The 14,241-nt window shown below is 70.0% G+C and carries 15 protein-coding genes and 1 tRNA gene; 7 read left to right on the forward strand and 9 right to left on the reverse strand.

Features of this window, described 5'->3' with window-relative positions; translation table 11 throughout:
- Nucleotides 1-33 precede the first annotated feature (33 nt).
- The 6 genes from OL599_RS03320 to OL599_RS03345 form a co-directional block, all read right to left on the reverse strand.
- Complete coding sequence (locus OL599_RS03320) at nt 34-897, reverse strand: ABC transporter permease (protein ID WP_264712178.1); 864 nt, start codon at nt 895-897, stop codon at nt 34-36.
- A complete protein-coding gene (locus tag OL599_RS03325; protein ID WP_264712179.1) occupies nt 894-1,898 on the reverse strand; it encodes an ABC transporter permease in 1,005 nt (334 codons plus the stop codon). The genes OL599_RS03320 and OL599_RS03325 overlap by 4 nt, the downstream gene beginning before the upstream one ends.
- Nucleotides 1,899-2,056: 158 nt before the next feature.
- Nucleotides 2,057-2,866, reverse strand: a complete 810-nt coding sequence (locus tag OL599_RS03330) for an ABC transporter ATP-binding protein/permease (RefSeq protein ID WP_264712180.1) — start codon at nt 2,864-2,866, stop codon at nt 2,057-2,059.
- A gap of 1 nt (nt 2,867) precedes the next feature.
- On the reverse strand, nt 2,868-3,146 hold the full coding sequence (locus OL599_RS03335; protein ID WP_264712181.1) for a hypothetical protein: 279 nt from the start codon (nt 3,144-3,146) through the stop codon (nt 2,868-2,870).
- A gap of 386 nt (nt 3,147-3,532) precedes the next feature.
- Nucleotides 3,533-3,609, reverse strand: a tRNA-Arg gene (locus OL599_RS03340).
- A gap of 47 nt (nt 3,610-3,656) precedes the next feature.
- Nucleotides 3,657-4,688, reverse strand: coding sequence for a lysophospholipase (locus OL599_RS03345; protein WP_264712182.1), 1,032 nt, complete (start codon nt 4,686-4,688; stop codon nt 3,657-3,659).
- A 63-nt stretch (nt 4,689-4,751) separates the two neighbouring features.
- On the opposite strand from OL599_RS03345, the gene OL599_RS03350 reads away from it, so the two are divergent.
- Together OL599_RS03350 and polA are read left to right on the forward strand one after the other, a co-directional pair.
- Nucleotides 4,752-4,958, forward strand: coding sequence for a zinc-finger domain-containing protein (locus OL599_RS03350; RefSeq protein WP_264712183.1), 207 nt, complete (start codon nt 4,752-4,754; stop codon nt 4,956-4,958).
- Nucleotide 4,959: 1 nt separating this feature from the next.
- Nucleotides 4,960-7,767 carry a DNA polymerase I gene (polA, locus tag OL599_RS03355; protein ID WP_264712184.1) on the forward strand — a complete coding sequence of 936 codons (2,808 nt, stop codon included), beginning with the start codon at nt 4,960-4,962 and terminating at the stop codon, nt 7,765-7,767.
- 24 nt (nt 7,768-7,791) lie between these two features.
- Here polA and OL599_RS03360 read toward each other — a convergent pair whose 3' ends face one another.
- Nucleotides 7,792-8,286, reverse strand: a complete 495-nt coding sequence (locus OL599_RS03360; protein ID WP_264712185.1) for a CBS domain-containing protein — start codon at nt 8,284-8,286, stop codon at nt 7,792-7,794.
- A gap of 209 nt (nt 8,287-8,495) precedes the next feature.
- Here OL599_RS03360 and OL599_RS03365 point away from each other — a divergent pair, with 209 nt between their 5' ends.
- Together OL599_RS03365 and OL599_RS03370 are read left to right on the forward strand one after the other, a co-directional pair.
- Nucleotides 8,496-9,158 carry a beta-lactamase hydrolase domain-containing protein gene (locus tag OL599_RS03365; protein WP_264712327.1) on the forward strand — a complete coding sequence of 221 codons (663 nt, stop codon included), beginning with the start codon at nt 8,496-8,498 and terminating at the stop codon, nt 9,156-9,158.
- A 14-nt stretch (nt 9,159-9,172) separates the two neighbouring features.
- Complete coding sequence (locus tag OL599_RS03370) at nt 9,173-10,060, forward strand: Kdo hydroxylase family protein (RefSeq protein ID WP_264712186.1); 888 nt, start codon at nt 9,173-9,175, stop codon at nt 10,058-10,060.
- A gap of 160 nt (nt 10,061-10,220) precedes the next feature.
- Here OL599_RS03370 and secB read toward each other — a convergent pair whose 3' ends face one another.
- Together secB and OL599_RS03380 are read right to left on the reverse strand one after the other, a co-directional pair.
- A complete protein-coding gene (gene secB / locus OL599_RS03375; RefSeq protein ID WP_264712187.1) occupies nt 10,221-10,718 on the reverse strand; it encodes a protein-export chaperone SecB in 498 nt (165 codons plus the stop codon).
- An 84-nt stretch (nt 10,719-10,802) separates the two neighbouring features.
- Nucleotides 10,803-11,357 (reverse strand): histidine phosphatase family protein, encoded by a 555-nt coding sequence (locus OL599_RS03380; protein ID WP_264712188.1) that lies wholly within the window; start codon nt 11,355-11,357, stop codon nt 10,803-10,805.
- 150 nt (nt 11,358-11,507) lie between these two features.
- Here OL599_RS03380 and OL599_RS03385 point away from each other — a divergent pair, with 150 nt between their 5' ends.
- From OL599_RS03385 to OL599_RS03395, 3 genes are read left to right on the forward strand one after another with little or no spacing between them, the layout of a single operon-like run.
- Nucleotides 11,508-12,197 (forward strand): Tim44/TimA family putative adaptor protein, encoded by a 690-nt coding sequence (locus tag OL599_RS03385; protein ID WP_264712189.1) that lies wholly within the window; start codon nt 11,508-11,510, stop codon nt 12,195-12,197.
- A gap of 56 nt (nt 12,198-12,253) precedes the next feature.
- The gene (gene mltA, locus OL599_RS03390) at nt 12,254-13,405 is read left to right on the forward strand and encodes a murein transglycosylase A (RefSeq protein ID WP_264712190.1); all 1,152 of its coding nucleotides are present in this window, start codon (nt 12,254-12,256) and stop codon (nt 13,403-13,405) included.
- Complete coding sequence (locus OL599_RS03395) at nt 13,405-14,238, forward strand: DNA-methyltransferase (protein ID WP_264712191.1); 834 nt, start codon at nt 13,405-13,407, stop codon at nt 14,236-14,238. Before mltA ends, OL599_RS03395 begins: the two co-directional genes overlap by 1 nt.
- Nucleotides 14,239-14,241 lie beyond the last annotated feature (3 nt).

Consider the following 14,241-nt stretch of genomic DNA (forward strand, 5'->3'; position numbering starts at 1 on the left):
CCAGGGCCTTTGTCCTGGCCCTTCAGCTTTGCCCTATAGCGACCGCATCTTCGGATCGAACTGGTCGCGCAACGCGTCGCCCAGCAGATTGAACCCCACCACCACCGCGAAGATCGCAAGTCCCGGGAAGGTTGCGATCCACCATGCCGTCAGGAAATACCCATGCCCATCGGCCAACAGTGCGCCCCAGTCCGGCGAGGGCGGCTGCGCGCCGAGCCCAAGGAACGACAGCCCCGCCGTCTCGACCACGACCGCACCGGACTGAAGGGTCGCCAGCACCAGCACGGGCGTGAAGCTGTTCGGCAGCACGTGCAGCAGCATCACCCGCAGCCTGCTCGCGCCAATCGCCCGCGCGGCCGTCACGTAGTCCAGCGTCTCCACCTTCAGCACCTGCCCGCGCATGAGCCGCGCATACTGCGGCGTATAGATAATGCCGATGGCGATCACCGAATTCGTCAGGCTCGGTCCCAGCGCCGCCACGATGATCAGCGCCAGCAGCAGATACGGAAACGACAGGAGCACATCCACCGCCCGCATGATCACGGCGTCTATGTGCCCGCCGGTGAACCCCGCGATCAACCCAAGTCCGCCACCCACAACCAGCGCGAGCCCGTCTGCCATCACGATCGCCAGCAGCGCGGTGCGCGTGCCGTAGATCACCCGGCTCAGCATGTCCCGTCCATACTGGTCCGCCCCGAACGGATGCGCGGCCGAAGGCGGCGACAGCGCGCTCGACAGATCCTGGTCGTACGGGTCGTACGGCGCCACCGCGGGCGCGGCCACCGTCAGCAGCAGGAACACTGCGGCGATGCACAATCCCACGCGCGCACCGGCGCCGCGCAACGCACGCCGTACCGCACCTTGCGGCACCGGCGGTGCGATGGTGCTCGCGCTCATGCCCGGCTGATCCGCGGATCGAGTGCGGCGTAACTCAGATCCACCAGCAGATTCACCAGCACGAACAATGTCGCTATGAACATCGCCCCCGCCTGCACCACCGGGTAGTCGCGCGACAGGATCGAATCAACCATCAGCCGTCCCAGCCCCGGCAGCGAATAGATCGTCTCGGTCAGCACGGCGCCCGAAAGCAGAAGGCCGAGCTGCAGCCCGATCACGGTCACGATCGGGATCGCCGCATTGCGCAGGATGTGCCGCAGCACCACCCGCGCCGTATCCAGCCCCTTCGCCCGCGCGGTGCGCACATGGTCCAGCGTTGCCGCCGCCATGACCTCGGCGCGGGTGATGCGGGTGATCAGCGCCAGCGGCACGCTGGCGAGCGTGACCGTGGGCAGCAACATGTGCCGCAGGCTCGCCACGACCATCCTCTCATTGCCGGACCAAAGGCTGTCGAACACGCTCATGCCGGTCACGCGCGGCGGATCGAGCCCCACAGGCATCAGCCCGCCGACCGGCAGCCAGCCCAGCGCCGCCGCGAACAGCACCAGCAACATCAGCCCCAGCCAGAAGATCGGCATGGACACGCCGAACAGCGTCAGCGTCATTACCACCCCGTCGAATCGCGAACCCTGTCGCATCGCCGTCAGCACGCCGAGCGGCACGCCCGCGAGGGAGGCCAGCGCCAGCGAGAACAAGGTCAGCTGCAGCGTCACCGGAAACGCGGTCAGCACGTCCTTCATCGCCGGATGCCCGCTCTGGATCGAGGTGCCAAGGTCCCCGCCCGTCGCGTCCTCCACGAACCGCAAGTATTGCACCCATACCGGCTGATCCAGGCCCAGCTGCGTGCGCAGCCGCACCAGTTGCTCGGCCGTCGCGTGATCGCCCAGTAGCAGCTGCGCCACGTCACCCGGCAGCAAGTGCATGGTCACGAACACCACGACACTGACGCCGAACAGCACGATCACCAACTGGATCAGGCGATGGGCGACATATTGCGCCAACGGCGGTCTCCACGACGGTGGCCCGAACCCGGCCGCCAAGCTGGAACACCACGTACACTGCGCCGCCGCCGGAGCGCTTTCAACTGCGGGGTTACGTGGTGAGGCCGAGCCCGTCCCGTCATTGCCGCGTCACCGCCACCAACCGCAGCATGCGTGCGTCACTCGTAGCGTAGCGCCTCGATGGGATCGAGGCCGGCGGCCTTGCGGGCGGGGTAGTAGCCGACGAAGACGCCGACGGCGGGTGCGGCAGCAGGCGGCGGCTCCGGCTTCACAACCCGCTCGTCGGAAACGATCTCGCCGTCGCGCATGGTCACGATGCGGTCCGCATAGGCGGCAATGTCGGCTTCGTGGGTGACAACGATGATGGTGACACCCTGTTCGCGGTTGAGCGAGACGAGAGTCTCCATGATTGCATGGGACGTTTTTGTATCGAGATTGCCGGTCGGCTCGTCGGCAAGGAGCAGCCTTGGATTATTGATCAGCGCCCGCGCGATGGCGACGCGTTGCTGCTGGCCCCCGGAGAGCTGACCCGGCGTGTTGCGCTCGCGATCGCCGAGGCCAAGGAAGCTCAGCGCCGCACGCGCCCGCTCGACGCGCGCCGCGCAGTGCGCCGGCCTTGAGGCCGCGTCGTAGAGTGGCAGGCCGACATTCTCGATGGCGCTCGTGCGTGCAAGCAGGTTGAAGCTCTGGAATACGAAGCCGAGGCGTTCGCTGCGGATGCGCGCGAGGTCCGGCTCGCGCAGCGCCGCCACATCGACGCCTTCGAAGAAGTAATGACCGCCTGTCGGCTGGTCGAGACAGCCGAGGATGGACACCAGCGTCGACTTGCCCGATCCCGACGACCCCATGATGGCGACGAACGCGCCAGCCTCGACTGCAAGATTGACGCGGCGAAGCGCCTGCACCTGCACATCGCCGATGACGAAGGTCCGCGTTACATGCTCGACCGTGATGACCGGCTGCGGCATCTCAGAGGCGCGGCTGCGCCAGTCCCGACTGGCTGCCGGTCGGGCTGCGCTCCTCGGCGACGATGATCGGGTCCCCGGGATGGAGGTCGCCTTTGACGACGTCGGTATACGTCTCGTCGTCGAGGCCGGGCACGACGGAGAGTGGAACCGGCTGGCCGTCGCGCAACACCCAGACACGCGACCCTTCGCCCGAGCTTTTCGCCGTGCCGGCGCCCGGCGCCTCGGAAGCCACGGCGTCGGCAAGCCCGCCGGGTGCGTAGCGCAGCGTCTGGTTCGGCACGCGGACCACGCCACGCCGCCGGCGGCCGCAAACAGGATCAGGAGAGGAATGACGAGCCAGCAACAGAGGCCGGCCCCCCATGGCTAATTCCATGAAGCAGGGCTTCCCTGGATGTTCGGTGTTCCGAGGGTTGCTTTCGGCGTCTTCGCGCTTCGGGTGCAGCGACAGCCGCAGGGAGGTGAGGACCGTGCGGCGAAATCTGCGGCCGGGCATCGCGGCATGCGTGCAATCCAATACCGGAGATGATGCGGCTGCCGTGGAATTCCAGCATCGGGCGGAGGCCGCCATCGACCCGCAGGGCGCCGACCCGCCGCGTGTTGCCTGCCATATGGCCAGCCAACTCTTGCAGCCGGCTGGCCGCCGCATGTCTGGCTCACTGGCGTGATTGGCGGACCCGACACGATTCGAACGTGCGACCTTCGCCTTCGGAGGGCGACGCTCTATCCAGCTGAGCTACGGGTCCAACAGGCGGACACATAGCGCGAAAGATCGATGAACGAAAGTGCGGTGTCAGGCCTGGGCGGCAAGCCAGCTTCCCGCCGCCATGTCCGCGCCCGACGGCAGCGGCGCCGACCGGTCGCCAATCCAGGCGATCGCGTCGCCGATCGGAGCGGCACGCCCCAGGTCGCGCATCAGCAGATGCCAGCCGTTCGGATAGAACCCCAGCCGCGGCGCCGTCGTCGGCGCTTCCTGGTGCAGCGCCTGCCATGTCACCAGCGTGGCCGCCTTCGGCACCAGCTCGTCCTTCGCGCCATACATGAACAGCCCAGGCGCACGGAAGCGCGGGGCAGCGTCCAGGGCGGCGTCCATCAGGTCCACGAGGCCGCGCAGCGTGTCGAACCGCGTGCTGCGGATGGTCAGGGGGTCGCGTGACAGGCGAATCAGCGCATCCCGGTTGTCGCTGGCCAGCACCCGCACCGGCGGCGGCGGGCGGCTGACCTCCATGCCCGGCACCAGCGTGGCCGCCAGCCACAGCCCGCTGCGCATGAACACGTTCATCCGCGCCCGCCCCCATACGGCCGGCGCCACCAGCACATAGCCGTCCACCGGGGGCGGCGTGGCGCAGGTGGCCAGGCACATCAGCACGGCGCCGCCCATGCTCTCGCCCATCAGCACCAGCCGCGCATCCGGATGGCGCTGGCGCAGCAGGGCGGTCATCGCCGCCGCGTCACCCACCAGCCCATCCACGCCCGGCCACAGCCCGCGCCCGGGGGCGGCGCCGAAACCGCGCTGGTCGGGCGCATAGACAGCGATGCCGGCGGCCGCGAAATCCGGGCCCGGGATCTCCCAGGCGTCGCGGCTGTCGTTGAAGCCGTGCAGGGCCAGCACCACCGCGTGCGGCTTGCCGTCCGGCAGCCAGGCACGCAGCGGCAGCCGCGCCCCGTCCGGCATCACGAACGCGTCGTCATGCAGCGCGGGCGGCACCACGGCAGGCCCAGGTGGCGTCGCCGCCGAGGCGCAGCCCGACAGCGCGGCGGCCGCACCCAGCAGCAGGGCACGGCGAGCGGGACCACGGGCGCGCGGGGACGAGGTTGAAAGCATGACCGCCATCGGTATCATGGCACAGGCCCATCCGGGCACCCCCGACAATATCAAGGACAGGCCATGCCGGACGGCGCCGCTTCCACCACCGCCCCCGAACCCACCGAGATCATCCACGTCGATGACCGGACGGTCGCCTGCGATGGCGGCAACAGCGCGCTCGGCCATCCGCGCGTCTACCTGCGCATCGCCGACCGGCAGGTGATGTGCCCCTACTGCTCGCGCCTCTACGTGCTGAACGAGGGCGCCGGCGACGACCACGGTCACTAGCGTGGGCCAGCCGGACACCGCGCCCCACCTGATCCTGATCGACGGCTCGGGATTCATCTTCCGCGCCTTCCACGCCCTGCCGCCGATGACGCGGCCCGACGGCACGCCGGTGAACGCCGTGTTCGGCTTCACCAACATGCTGGCGCGGCTGCTGAAGGACCATGCCGGCAGCCATATCGCCGTGATCTTCGACGCCGGGCGGACGACCTTCCGCAACCGGCTGTACGACAAATACAAGGCCCAGCGGCCCGAACCCCCGCCGGAGCTGATCCCGCAATTCAGCCTGGTGCGCGACGCCACCGCCGCCTTCGGCGTGCCGGCGATCGAGCTTGCCGACTGGGAGGCCGACGACCTCATCGCCTCCTATGCCCGCGCGGCCACCGAGGCCGGCGGCCGAGCCACCATCATCTCCTCCGACAAGGACCTGATGCAGCTCATTCGGCCCGGCGTGGAGATGCTGGACCCGATCAAGCAGAAGCCGATCGGCCTCGCCGAGGTGATGGAGAAGTTCGGCGTCCCGCCCGGGAAGATGATCGAGGCCCAGGCCCTGATCGGCGACCCGGTGGACAACGTGCCGGGCGTGCCGGGCATCGGGCCCAAGACCGCGGCGCAGCTGATCCAGGAGCACGGCGACCTGGAGGGGATCCTGCGCGCCGCCTCGGAGATGAAGCCGAGCAAGCGCCGCGACGCCCTGATCGAGCACGCCGCCGCCGCCCGGATCTCCCGCGAGCTGGTCACCCTGCGCGACGACGCACCGCAGCCATTGCCGCTGGACGCGCTGGTGGCGCGCGAGCCGGATCGGGCGAAGCTCGGCGCATGGCTGAAGGAGCAGGGCTTCCGCTCCACCTTGCTGCGCCTTGGGCTGGAGGAGGGGGGCGCCGCTGCTGCCCAGCCGGCGGCTTCACCCACAGCCAACGGCGCTGCGCCGGCGAGCGCCAACCGCGGCCCCCAGGGACAATTGTTCGCCGACCCGCCGGCCCAGCCCGCCCTCGCGCCGGGCGACGCGTTCGGCACGTACGAGTCCGTCACCACGCCCGCCCAGCTCGACGCCTGGATCGCCGAAGCGACCGCGGCCGGTGTGGTCGGCCTGGACACCGAGACCGACGGGCTCGATGCCATGCGGGCGGATATCGTGGGCTTCTCGCTCGCCACCGCCCCCGGCCGCGCCTGCTACGTGCCGCTGCGCCACGAAGGGGTGGCCGGGCAGATCCCGCCCGACCAGGCCCTCGCCGCGCTGGCGCCGCTGCTGCGCGACCCCGCGGTGCTGAAGGTGTTCCACAACGCCAAGTTCGACCAGCTGATCCTCGCGCGCGCGGGCGCGCCGGTCGCCGGGCCGATCGACGATTCCATGCTGATCTCCTACGCACAGGAAGCGGGCGCCCACGGGCACGGCATGGACGAGCTGTCCATCCTGCATCTGGGCCACACTCCCATCAGCTATGACAGCGTCACCGGCACCGGCAAGGGGCGGGTGCCCTTCGCCCAGGTGCCGCTGGACCGCGCCACCCCCTATGCCGCCGAGGACGCCGACGTCACCCTGCGTCTGTGGGAGGTGCTGCGGCCGCGGCTGCGCACCAACAAGGCGCTGGCCCTGTACGAGCAGATCGACCGCCGCCTGACGCCGGTGCTGATGGAGATGGAACGCGCCGGCGTGAAGGTGGATGCCGACGACCTGCGCGCGATGTCCAAAGATTTCGAGATTCGCATGGCGGCGATCGAGAAGGACATCCACCGCCTCGCCGGCGAGCCGTTCAACGTGGCCTCGGCCAAGCAGCTCGGCGAGGTGCTGTTCGACCGCATGGGCCTGGCGGGCGGCAAGCGCATGAAGACCGGCGCCTGGGGCACCGACGCCTCGGTGCTGCAGACCCTTGCCGAACAGGGCCACGATCTTCCGGTCCGCGTGCTGGAATGGCGCCAGCTCGCCAAGCTGAAATCCACCTATGCCGACGCCCTGGTGGGCCAGATCAACCCCGAGACCGGGCGGGTGCACACCAGCTTCGCCATGGCCATCGCCAGCACCGGGCGGCTGTCCTCCACCGACCCCAACCTGCAGAACATCCCGGTCCGCACCGAGGAAGGCAGCCGCATCCGCCGCGCCTTCATCGCCGAGCCCGGCCATGTGCTGGTCAGCGCCGACTACTCGCAGATCGAGCTGCGGCTGCTCGCCCATGTCGCCGACATCCCGGCGCTGAAGGAAAGCTTCGCCCGCGGCGAGGACATCCACGCCCGCACCGCCAGCGAGGTCTTCGGCATCCCCATGCAGGGGATGGACCCGATGACGCGGCGGCGCGCCAAGGCGATCAATTTCGGCATCATCTACGGCATCAGCGCCTTCGGCCTCGCCCGCCAGCTGCAGATCGAGCCGGGCGAGGCGCGCAGCTATATCGACGCCTATTTCGCCCGCTATCCCGGCATCCGCGCCTACATGAACGCGGCGCGCGAGGAGGCGCGCAGCAACGGCTACGTGGTGAGCCCGCTCGGGCGGCGCTGCTGGATTCCGGGGATTGCCGACAAGAACCCGGCGCGGCGCGGCTATGCCGAGCGGCAGGCCATCAACGCGCCGTTGCAGGGCGGGGCCGCCGACATCATCAAGCGCGCCATGGTGCGCCTGCCCGCGGCGCTGCGGTCGGCGGGACTGACCGCGCGGCTGCTGCTGCAGGTGCACGACGAATTGCTGTTCGAGGCGCCGGACGCCGAGGCCGCGGCAACCGCCGGCGTGGCGCGCGAGGTCATGCAGAACGCGGCCAGCCTGTCGGTGCCGCTGGTCGTGGAAACCGGCATCGGCCACAACTGGGCCGAGGCGCACTGAAGCGCTCCCGGCCGGAGGGCGGACTCAGGCCTTCTCCGCGGCCTGTTCCGCCGCCAGCTCCTTCGCCAGGGCCTTCACCAGGTCGGCCCGGCTCACCAGCCCGACCATCTTGCCGTCCCGCACGACGGGAACGCGCTTGATCTTCTTCTCATAGAACAGCCTGGCAAGCTCGCGCGCCGGCGTCTCGGGGGACACGTAGGTCACGTCCTTCGACATGATCGCGCTCACCTTGCGACTCTGGGAGCGCAGGGCGCCCAGGAACGTGGGGGCGAGATCGTAGCCATCGGCGAGATGCTCGAGCCACCAGGCCTGCTTCTCCGTGAACTCGCCATGCCAGCGCAGCAGGTCGCCTTCAGTCAGCATGGCGACGGGCATTCCGGCCGCGTCCACCACGGGAATGCCGCTGATCGCGTGTTCCGCCATCAGCTTCACCGCCGTGGCCAGCTTGGTGTCGGGATGAACAACCACGACCTCGCGGGTCATGAGGTCTTCGGCAGACGCCATCGACTGATCGAGCATGGGCTGGCTTCCTTCACTTCTCGTACTGCACGTCGCACGGGTGCCGCGCACCGCACTATAGCGCCTATTAAGCCATTCCGGCGTCTGCGCCCTTGAGGTGGATCAACGTCGCAGGCCGGACCAGGGTGGCGCGGGGCTGGTGCAACGGCGCCGGGCGCGCCATCTATGCGACCAACGACGAACCCCGCGACGAGAGGTGCATGGACTCGATCTTTCGCGGCGACTTGGCATCCCCTGGCGGCCGGGCCCTGGCTTGGCTCGACAGCATGCTCGTGGACCATGGCGCGCTCCGCCTGGTCTGGAGCAACTGGGGCGTGGTGGTGCCGGGCCGCCTGTATCGCTGCAACCATCCCACGCCCGGCCGCCTGGCCCGGGCGGCGCGGCGCTATGGCCTGCGCAGCGTGATCAACCTGCGCGGCGCCACCCGCAGCGGCTCGGACGCCTTGTCGCGCGAGCAGGCCGGACGGCTCGGGTTGGCCTTCTTCGACGTGCCGATGTCCAGCGGCCACGCACCGTCGCGCGAGCGCCTGCTGGCGCTGGCCGAGGCGCTGCGGACCGCACCGGCGCCGGTGCTGCTGCACTGCAAGTCGGGTGCGGACCGCGCCGGCTTCGCCGCATCCGTGTTCGTGCTGCTGGAAGGCGGCACCACCGCCCAGGCCCTGCGCCACCTGTCGCTGCGCTTCGGCCATCTGCGTCGCTCGCGCGCCGGGGTGCTGGACGCGCTGCTGCTGCGCTACGCGGCCGAGGCGGAAGGGCGCAAATCATTCCTCGATTGGGTGCGCGAGGAGTATGATGCCGCCGACCTGACCCGAAGCTACCGGGCCGGTCATTTTGCGAGCTTTCTGACCGAGCGTATCCTCGCACGCGAATAGGCGGAGGCAGAGCCGTGGACGCACACGACGTTCTGGAGGAATTGCCGATCGACCGCTGGACCGGCCCGTTCAGCCCGGAGGTCCGGGCCCAGGCCCTGGCCGCACTGGAGGCGGGACGGGTCGTCAGCCTGCCGCATCTGCCCTTCGCGCTGGCGCCGGAGGAGGCCCGGTTCCTGGATCCGGGTACGCTCGACAACAGCCGCAAGAACATCAGCCTCGATCCCGCCACCGGCCGCTGCCACGGCAGCGACTACACCGGCGCCGATCTCGCCGCGTTGACGGCGATGCTCGACCGCTTCGGCCGCCAGGCCGAGGGGCTGCTGCGCGAGCTGTTCCCGGCCTATGCCCCGGCGCTGGACCGGGCGCGCACCAGTTTCCGGCCGGCCGAGATCCAGGGGCGGGAGTATTCGCCGCGCCACGACGACCGGCGCCTGCATGTGGATGCCTTCCCGACCCGGCCGATGCGCGGCCGGCGGATCCTGCGCGTGTTCTGCAATGTCGCGCCGGACGGGGTGAAGCGGGAATGGCAGGTCGGCGAGCCGTTCCCGGATTTCGCGGCAAGCTTCCTGCCGCGGCTGCGCCGGCCGCTGCCGGGACAGTTCTGGGCCATGGACCTGCTCGGCCTGACCAAGGGGCGGCGCAGCGCCTACGACCACGCGATGCTGGGCCTGCACGATGCCGGCAAGCTCGACGCCGCCTACCAGGCGGGCGCGCCGCGGGCATCGCTGTCCTTCGCGCCGGGCACCACCTGGATGTGCTTCACGGACAGCGTGCTGCACGCCGCCCTGGCCGGGCGCTGCGCGCTGGAGCAGACATTCCATCTGCCGGTGCAGGCCATGGCGAACCCGGAAAAGTCGCCGCTGCGCGTGCTGGAACGCCTGTCCGGCTCGACCCTGGTCTGATACCAATGGCCCTTGACGATGACCCTTCCATCGTCAAGGGCCATTGGTATCGCGCGCCGGGTTGGTGGGCGGCGGCGCGCAAAATAACGACTCATACCGGCGGTCATTCTTCATGGCCGCTGGTATGAGGCCGGGGATCGCTCCCCGGCCGCCAATGGCGTCAGGCGGTGGCGGCGGGCTGCTGGCGGCGGCTCTGCCACAGCGACAGGAAGTCGATCGGCTGCAGCAGCACCGGCGGGAAGCCGCCGTCGCGGGTCACGTCCGACAGGATGTTGCGGGCGAACGGGAACAGGATGCGCGGGCACTCCACCAGCAGCACCGGCTCGACCGTGTTGTCCGGAACGCCGGTGAGGGTGAACACGCCGGCATAGGCAAGCTCGGCCAGGAACACGCGCGCGCCGGCGGAGCCGCCGTTCGCGGCCGGCTCGGTGGCCTCAGCGCGGATCGCCAGCGTCACCTCGAACACGTTCTGGCCTTCCTGCACGCGGCGGGCCTGCACGTCGAGATTGATGTCCACCCGCGGCGCCGTCTTCAGCGTGGTGTAAATCACCGGGGCGCCGGGCACTTCGAAGGACAGGTCCTTGATGTACTGGACGTTCACCACCAGCGGCGGAGTCTGGGCACCCGCCTGCGGCTGGGCTGGATTGCTATCGGACATCGTCTTCACTCCGTGACATCAAGGGGGCCGTCGCGGCGGTAGCACAGGCCGGGCCCCAGCGAAAGCCGCGGCCGCCTGCGTCCCTCAGTGCCGCCAGCTGATCTCCGCCGGCGCCGCGGCGGTCGGGTCGCAGCGCAGCCATTGGCCGTTCGTCACCTTGGTGCCGGTCATGGCCAGGATGAAGCCCCAATGGCTCACCACCAGCGTGTCCGACCAGTCCGGCAGCGCCGCCATCTCGGCACGGAACAACGCGGCCCGGTCGACCACCGACTGCGCCGGCTCCTCGATCGGCGGCCACCAGACCTCGTCGATGGCCGAGAAATCGTGGTCGGGCCAGGCCATGGCAAGCTCGGTGCGCGGCGAGCCCACGTCGCAGGTGAACGCATAGCGCTCGCGCACGATCGGGTTGACGAATATCGGCACGCCGAGCGCGCGCGCCACCGGCGCCGCGGTTTCCAGCGCGCGGGTGTAGGGCGAGACGATGATGCGGCGGATCCCTTCGGCACGAATGGCCTCGGCAGCCTGGGCTGCCTGCTCGTGCCCCAGCTTCGTCAGCCTGGGATCGACGATGCCGGGGTCGCGGCGCGTGGCCGTGAAATGCAGGTTGAACTCGCTCTGGCCGTGACGCAGCAGGATCATGTAAGCCGCATTAGCGGGACGGCGCGCCGGAGGCAATGGGGTGCGGGACGGGCGCGCGGCACGCGATCCGTACTCGGACTTTGTTGTGCGACGGCCCGGAGATGCTTATGTCTGGCGCGCCCGCGACACCCGCGGGGAGGGAGACCACATATGGGTGCCACTGGCGGCTTCCCCATCGATCTCATTCTGTTTGGCATGATTGCCGCATTCCTGGTGCTGCGCCTGCGCAGCGTGCTGGGCCGGCGCCAGGGTTTCGAGCGGCCGACCGAGCCGCAGCCGCAACCCCGCGAAGGCATGCCCGCCGCCGCGCCCGACGCCAGGGCGCAGGATGCCAGGGTGATCGACGCCGTGGCCGAGCCGGCGCCGAACCGGGTTCTGCCGGACCCCGCCAGCCCCGTCGGCCAGGCGTTCGCGCGCATGCAGCAGGTGGACCCGAATTTCCACCCGGCGCGCTTCCTGGACGGCGCCGAGGCGGCGTTTCGCATGATCGTGACCGCCTTCGCCGCAGGCGAACGCGAGACCCTGCGCGGGCTGTTGTCCGACGACACGTTCCGCGCCTTCGAGGCCGCGATTTCCGCGCGCGAGGCCGCGGGCGAGGTGCAGCGGACCGAGATCCGCGGCTTCGCCTCCACCGCCATCGAGCATGCCGAATTGCGCGGCACCCTTGCCTCCATCGCCGTGCGCTTCGTCTCCGACCAGGTGAACGTCACGCTGGGCCGCGACGGGCTGCCGGTGGCCGGCGCCGACGCGGTGACCGAGATCACCGACCTCTGGACCTTCGAACGCAACCTGACATCGGGCGATCCCACCTGGCGTCTCGTCTCGGCGCGCAGCGCCTGATGCGGGGCGGTCTGCGGCGCGTAAGCGCCGGCTCAGCCCTGGCCCGCGGCCTCGCCATGACCGTGCTGGCGGGCGCGGCGGCGCTGGCCGGCTGCGCCCAGGTGCCGCCGGGCGCCCAGCCTCCGGTCGAGGCCGCCACCTGGTCCGTTCCCGCCGGTCCGGGGCCGGCGCTGACGCCGGTGGATTTTGCCCAGGTGCCGGGCTGGACCACCGACAAGGCCGCCCAGGCGCTGCCGGCCTTCCTGGCGAGTTGCGACCAGATGGCCTCCGCACCCGCGCAACAGCTTGGCGGGCAGGGCGAGGCCGCCGCGCGCGGTGGCACGCCCGCGCAGTGGCAGGCATCCTGCGCCGCCGCCCGCGCGGTGCCGCCGGGCGACGACGCGGCGGCCCGCAGCTTCTTCGAAGCGGCGTTCCAACCCTTCGGCCTTTCTTCCGACGGCAGCGCCCAGGGCCTGTTCACCGGCTACTACGAGCCGGAAGTGGCGGGCGCGCGGGCGCCGGGCGGGATCTACAGATACCCGATCTATCGCCGCCCGGCCGATCTCCCGCCGGGCAGAGCCACCCCGTATTTCAGCCGCGCCGACATCGAGGCCGGCGCGCTGAACCGCAAGCGGCTGGAACTGCTGTGGCTGGCCGACCCGATCGACGTGTTCTTCCTGCACATCCAGGGCGCCGGCCGCATCCGCCTGCCGAACGGGCAGATCGTGCGCGTGTCCTATGACGGCCAGAACGGCCAGACCTACGTGCCGATCGGCCGCGTTCTGGTGGATCGCGGCGAGATGACGCTGGACCAGGTCTCGATGCAGACCATCCGGGGCTGGCTGGTGTCCCACCCGGAGCAGGCGCGCGAGGTGATGAACCAGAACCCCTCCTACGTGTTCTTCCGCGAGGTCAACGGCGTCAGCGCCGATGTCGGGCCGCCCGGCGCGCTGGGCGCACCGCTGGCGCCGGGCCGGTCGGTTGCCGTGGACAAGGGCTACATTCCCCTGGGTGCGCCGCTGTGGATCGACACGCTGGATCCGCTGGACGGCAGCAAGATGCGGCGGGTGATGGTGGCGCAGGACCTGGGCGGGGCCATCCGCGGCCCGGTGCGCGCCGACATCTTCTTCGGCTGGGGCAAGGAGGCCGAGGAACGCGCCGGACGCATGCGCCAGCAGGGCATCGCCTTCCTGTTCCTGCCGAAGGCGTCCCAGACCGCCGCGCGCTGATGGCGCGCGGCTGCACGCAAGCGCGCGGGCGGAAGTCCGCGCCGGTGCTGCATTGCGGCGACTGCCTGGACGTGCTGGCGACGCTGAAGCCCGAAAGCGTCGACGTGGTGGTCACCTCGCCGCCGTACAACCTCGACCTGCGCTACCGCCGCTACCGCGACCGCAAGGAGGAAGGCGACTACCTCGACTGGATGGTCGCCGTGGCCGCCGCAGTACGGCGGGTGATGAAGCCGGATGCGTCGTTCTTCCTCAACATCTCCGGCTCGTCCTCGCGGCCCTGGCTGCCGTTCGAGCTGATCGTGCGGCTGCGGCCGTTGTTCATGCTGCAGAACCACATCACCTGGATCAAGTCGATCGCCACCGGCACCGATTCCGTCGGCCACTACAAGCCGGTCGGCGGCCAGCGCTTCCTGAACCACGCGCATGAGCACATCTTCCACCTGACGCAGACCGGCGATGTGCGATTGAACCGGCTGGCTGTCGGCGTGCCATTCAAGGATAAGTCCAACATCGCCCGCCGCGGCCACGCCCAGGACCTGCGCTGCCGCGGCAACACCTGGTTCATCCCCTACGACACCGTGCGCAGCAAGGCGCAGAAATGGCACCATCCCGGCACCTTCCCGGTGGACCTGCCGCGCTGGTGCATCCGCCTGCACGGCCGGCCGAAGCCGGTGGTGCTCGACCCGTTCATGGGTACCGGCACGACCCTGGTCGCCGCCCTGCGCGAGGGTGCCAAGGGAATCGGCATCGAGCTCGACCCCGATTACGTCGCCATCGCGCGGGACCGGCTCGCGGCCGAACCCTCGTCTTTTCCGTCCGACGGCCTAGAATAACCC

This window comes from Limobrevibacterium gyesilva, from assembly GCF_025989185.1.
Taxonomy (GTDB): Bacteria; Pseudomonadota; Alphaproteobacteria; order Acetobacterales; family Acetobacteraceae; genus Limobrevibacterium; species Limobrevibacterium gyesilva.

Coding starts and splice junctions, on each gene's coding strand:
- OL599_RS03320 (WP_264712178.1), bottom strand. CDS start 897: ATGAGCGCGAGCACCATCGCACCGCCGGTGCCGCAAGGTGCGGTACGG.
- OL599_RS03330 (WP_264712180.1), bottom strand. CDS start 2,866: ATGCCGCAGCCGGTCATCACGGTCGAGCATGTAACGCGGACCTTCGTC.
- OL599_RS03345 (WP_264712182.1), bottom strand. CDS start 4,688: ATGCTTTCAACCTCGTCCCCGCGCGCCCGTGGTCCCGCTCGCCGTGCC.
- OL599_RS03350 (WP_264712183.1), top strand. CDS start 4,752: ATGCCGGACGGCGCCGCTTCCACCACCGCCCCCGAACCCACCGAGATC.
- OL599_RS03360 (WP_264712185.1), bottom strand. CDS start 8,286: ATGCTCGATCAGTCGATGGCGTCTGCCGAAGACCTCATGACCCGCGAG.
- secB (WP_264712187.1), bottom strand. CDS start 10,718: ATGTCCGATAGCAATCCAGCCCAGCCGCAGGCGGGTGCCCAGACTCCG.
- OL599_RS03380 (WP_264712188.1), bottom strand. CDS start 11,357: ATGATCCTGCTGCGTCACGGCCAGAGCGAGTTCAACCTGCATTTCACG.
- OL599_RS03385 (WP_264712189.1), top strand. CDS start 11,508: ATGGGTGCCACTGGCGGCTTCCCCATCGATCTCATTCTGTTTGGCATG.
- mltA (WP_264712190.1), top strand. CDS start 12,254: ATGACCGTGCTGGCGGGCGCGGCGGCGCTGGCCGGCTGCGCCCAGGTG.
- OL599_RS03395 (WP_264712191.1), top strand. CDS start 13,405: ATGGCGCGCGGCTGCACGCAAGCGCGCGGGCGGAAGTCCGCGCCGGTG.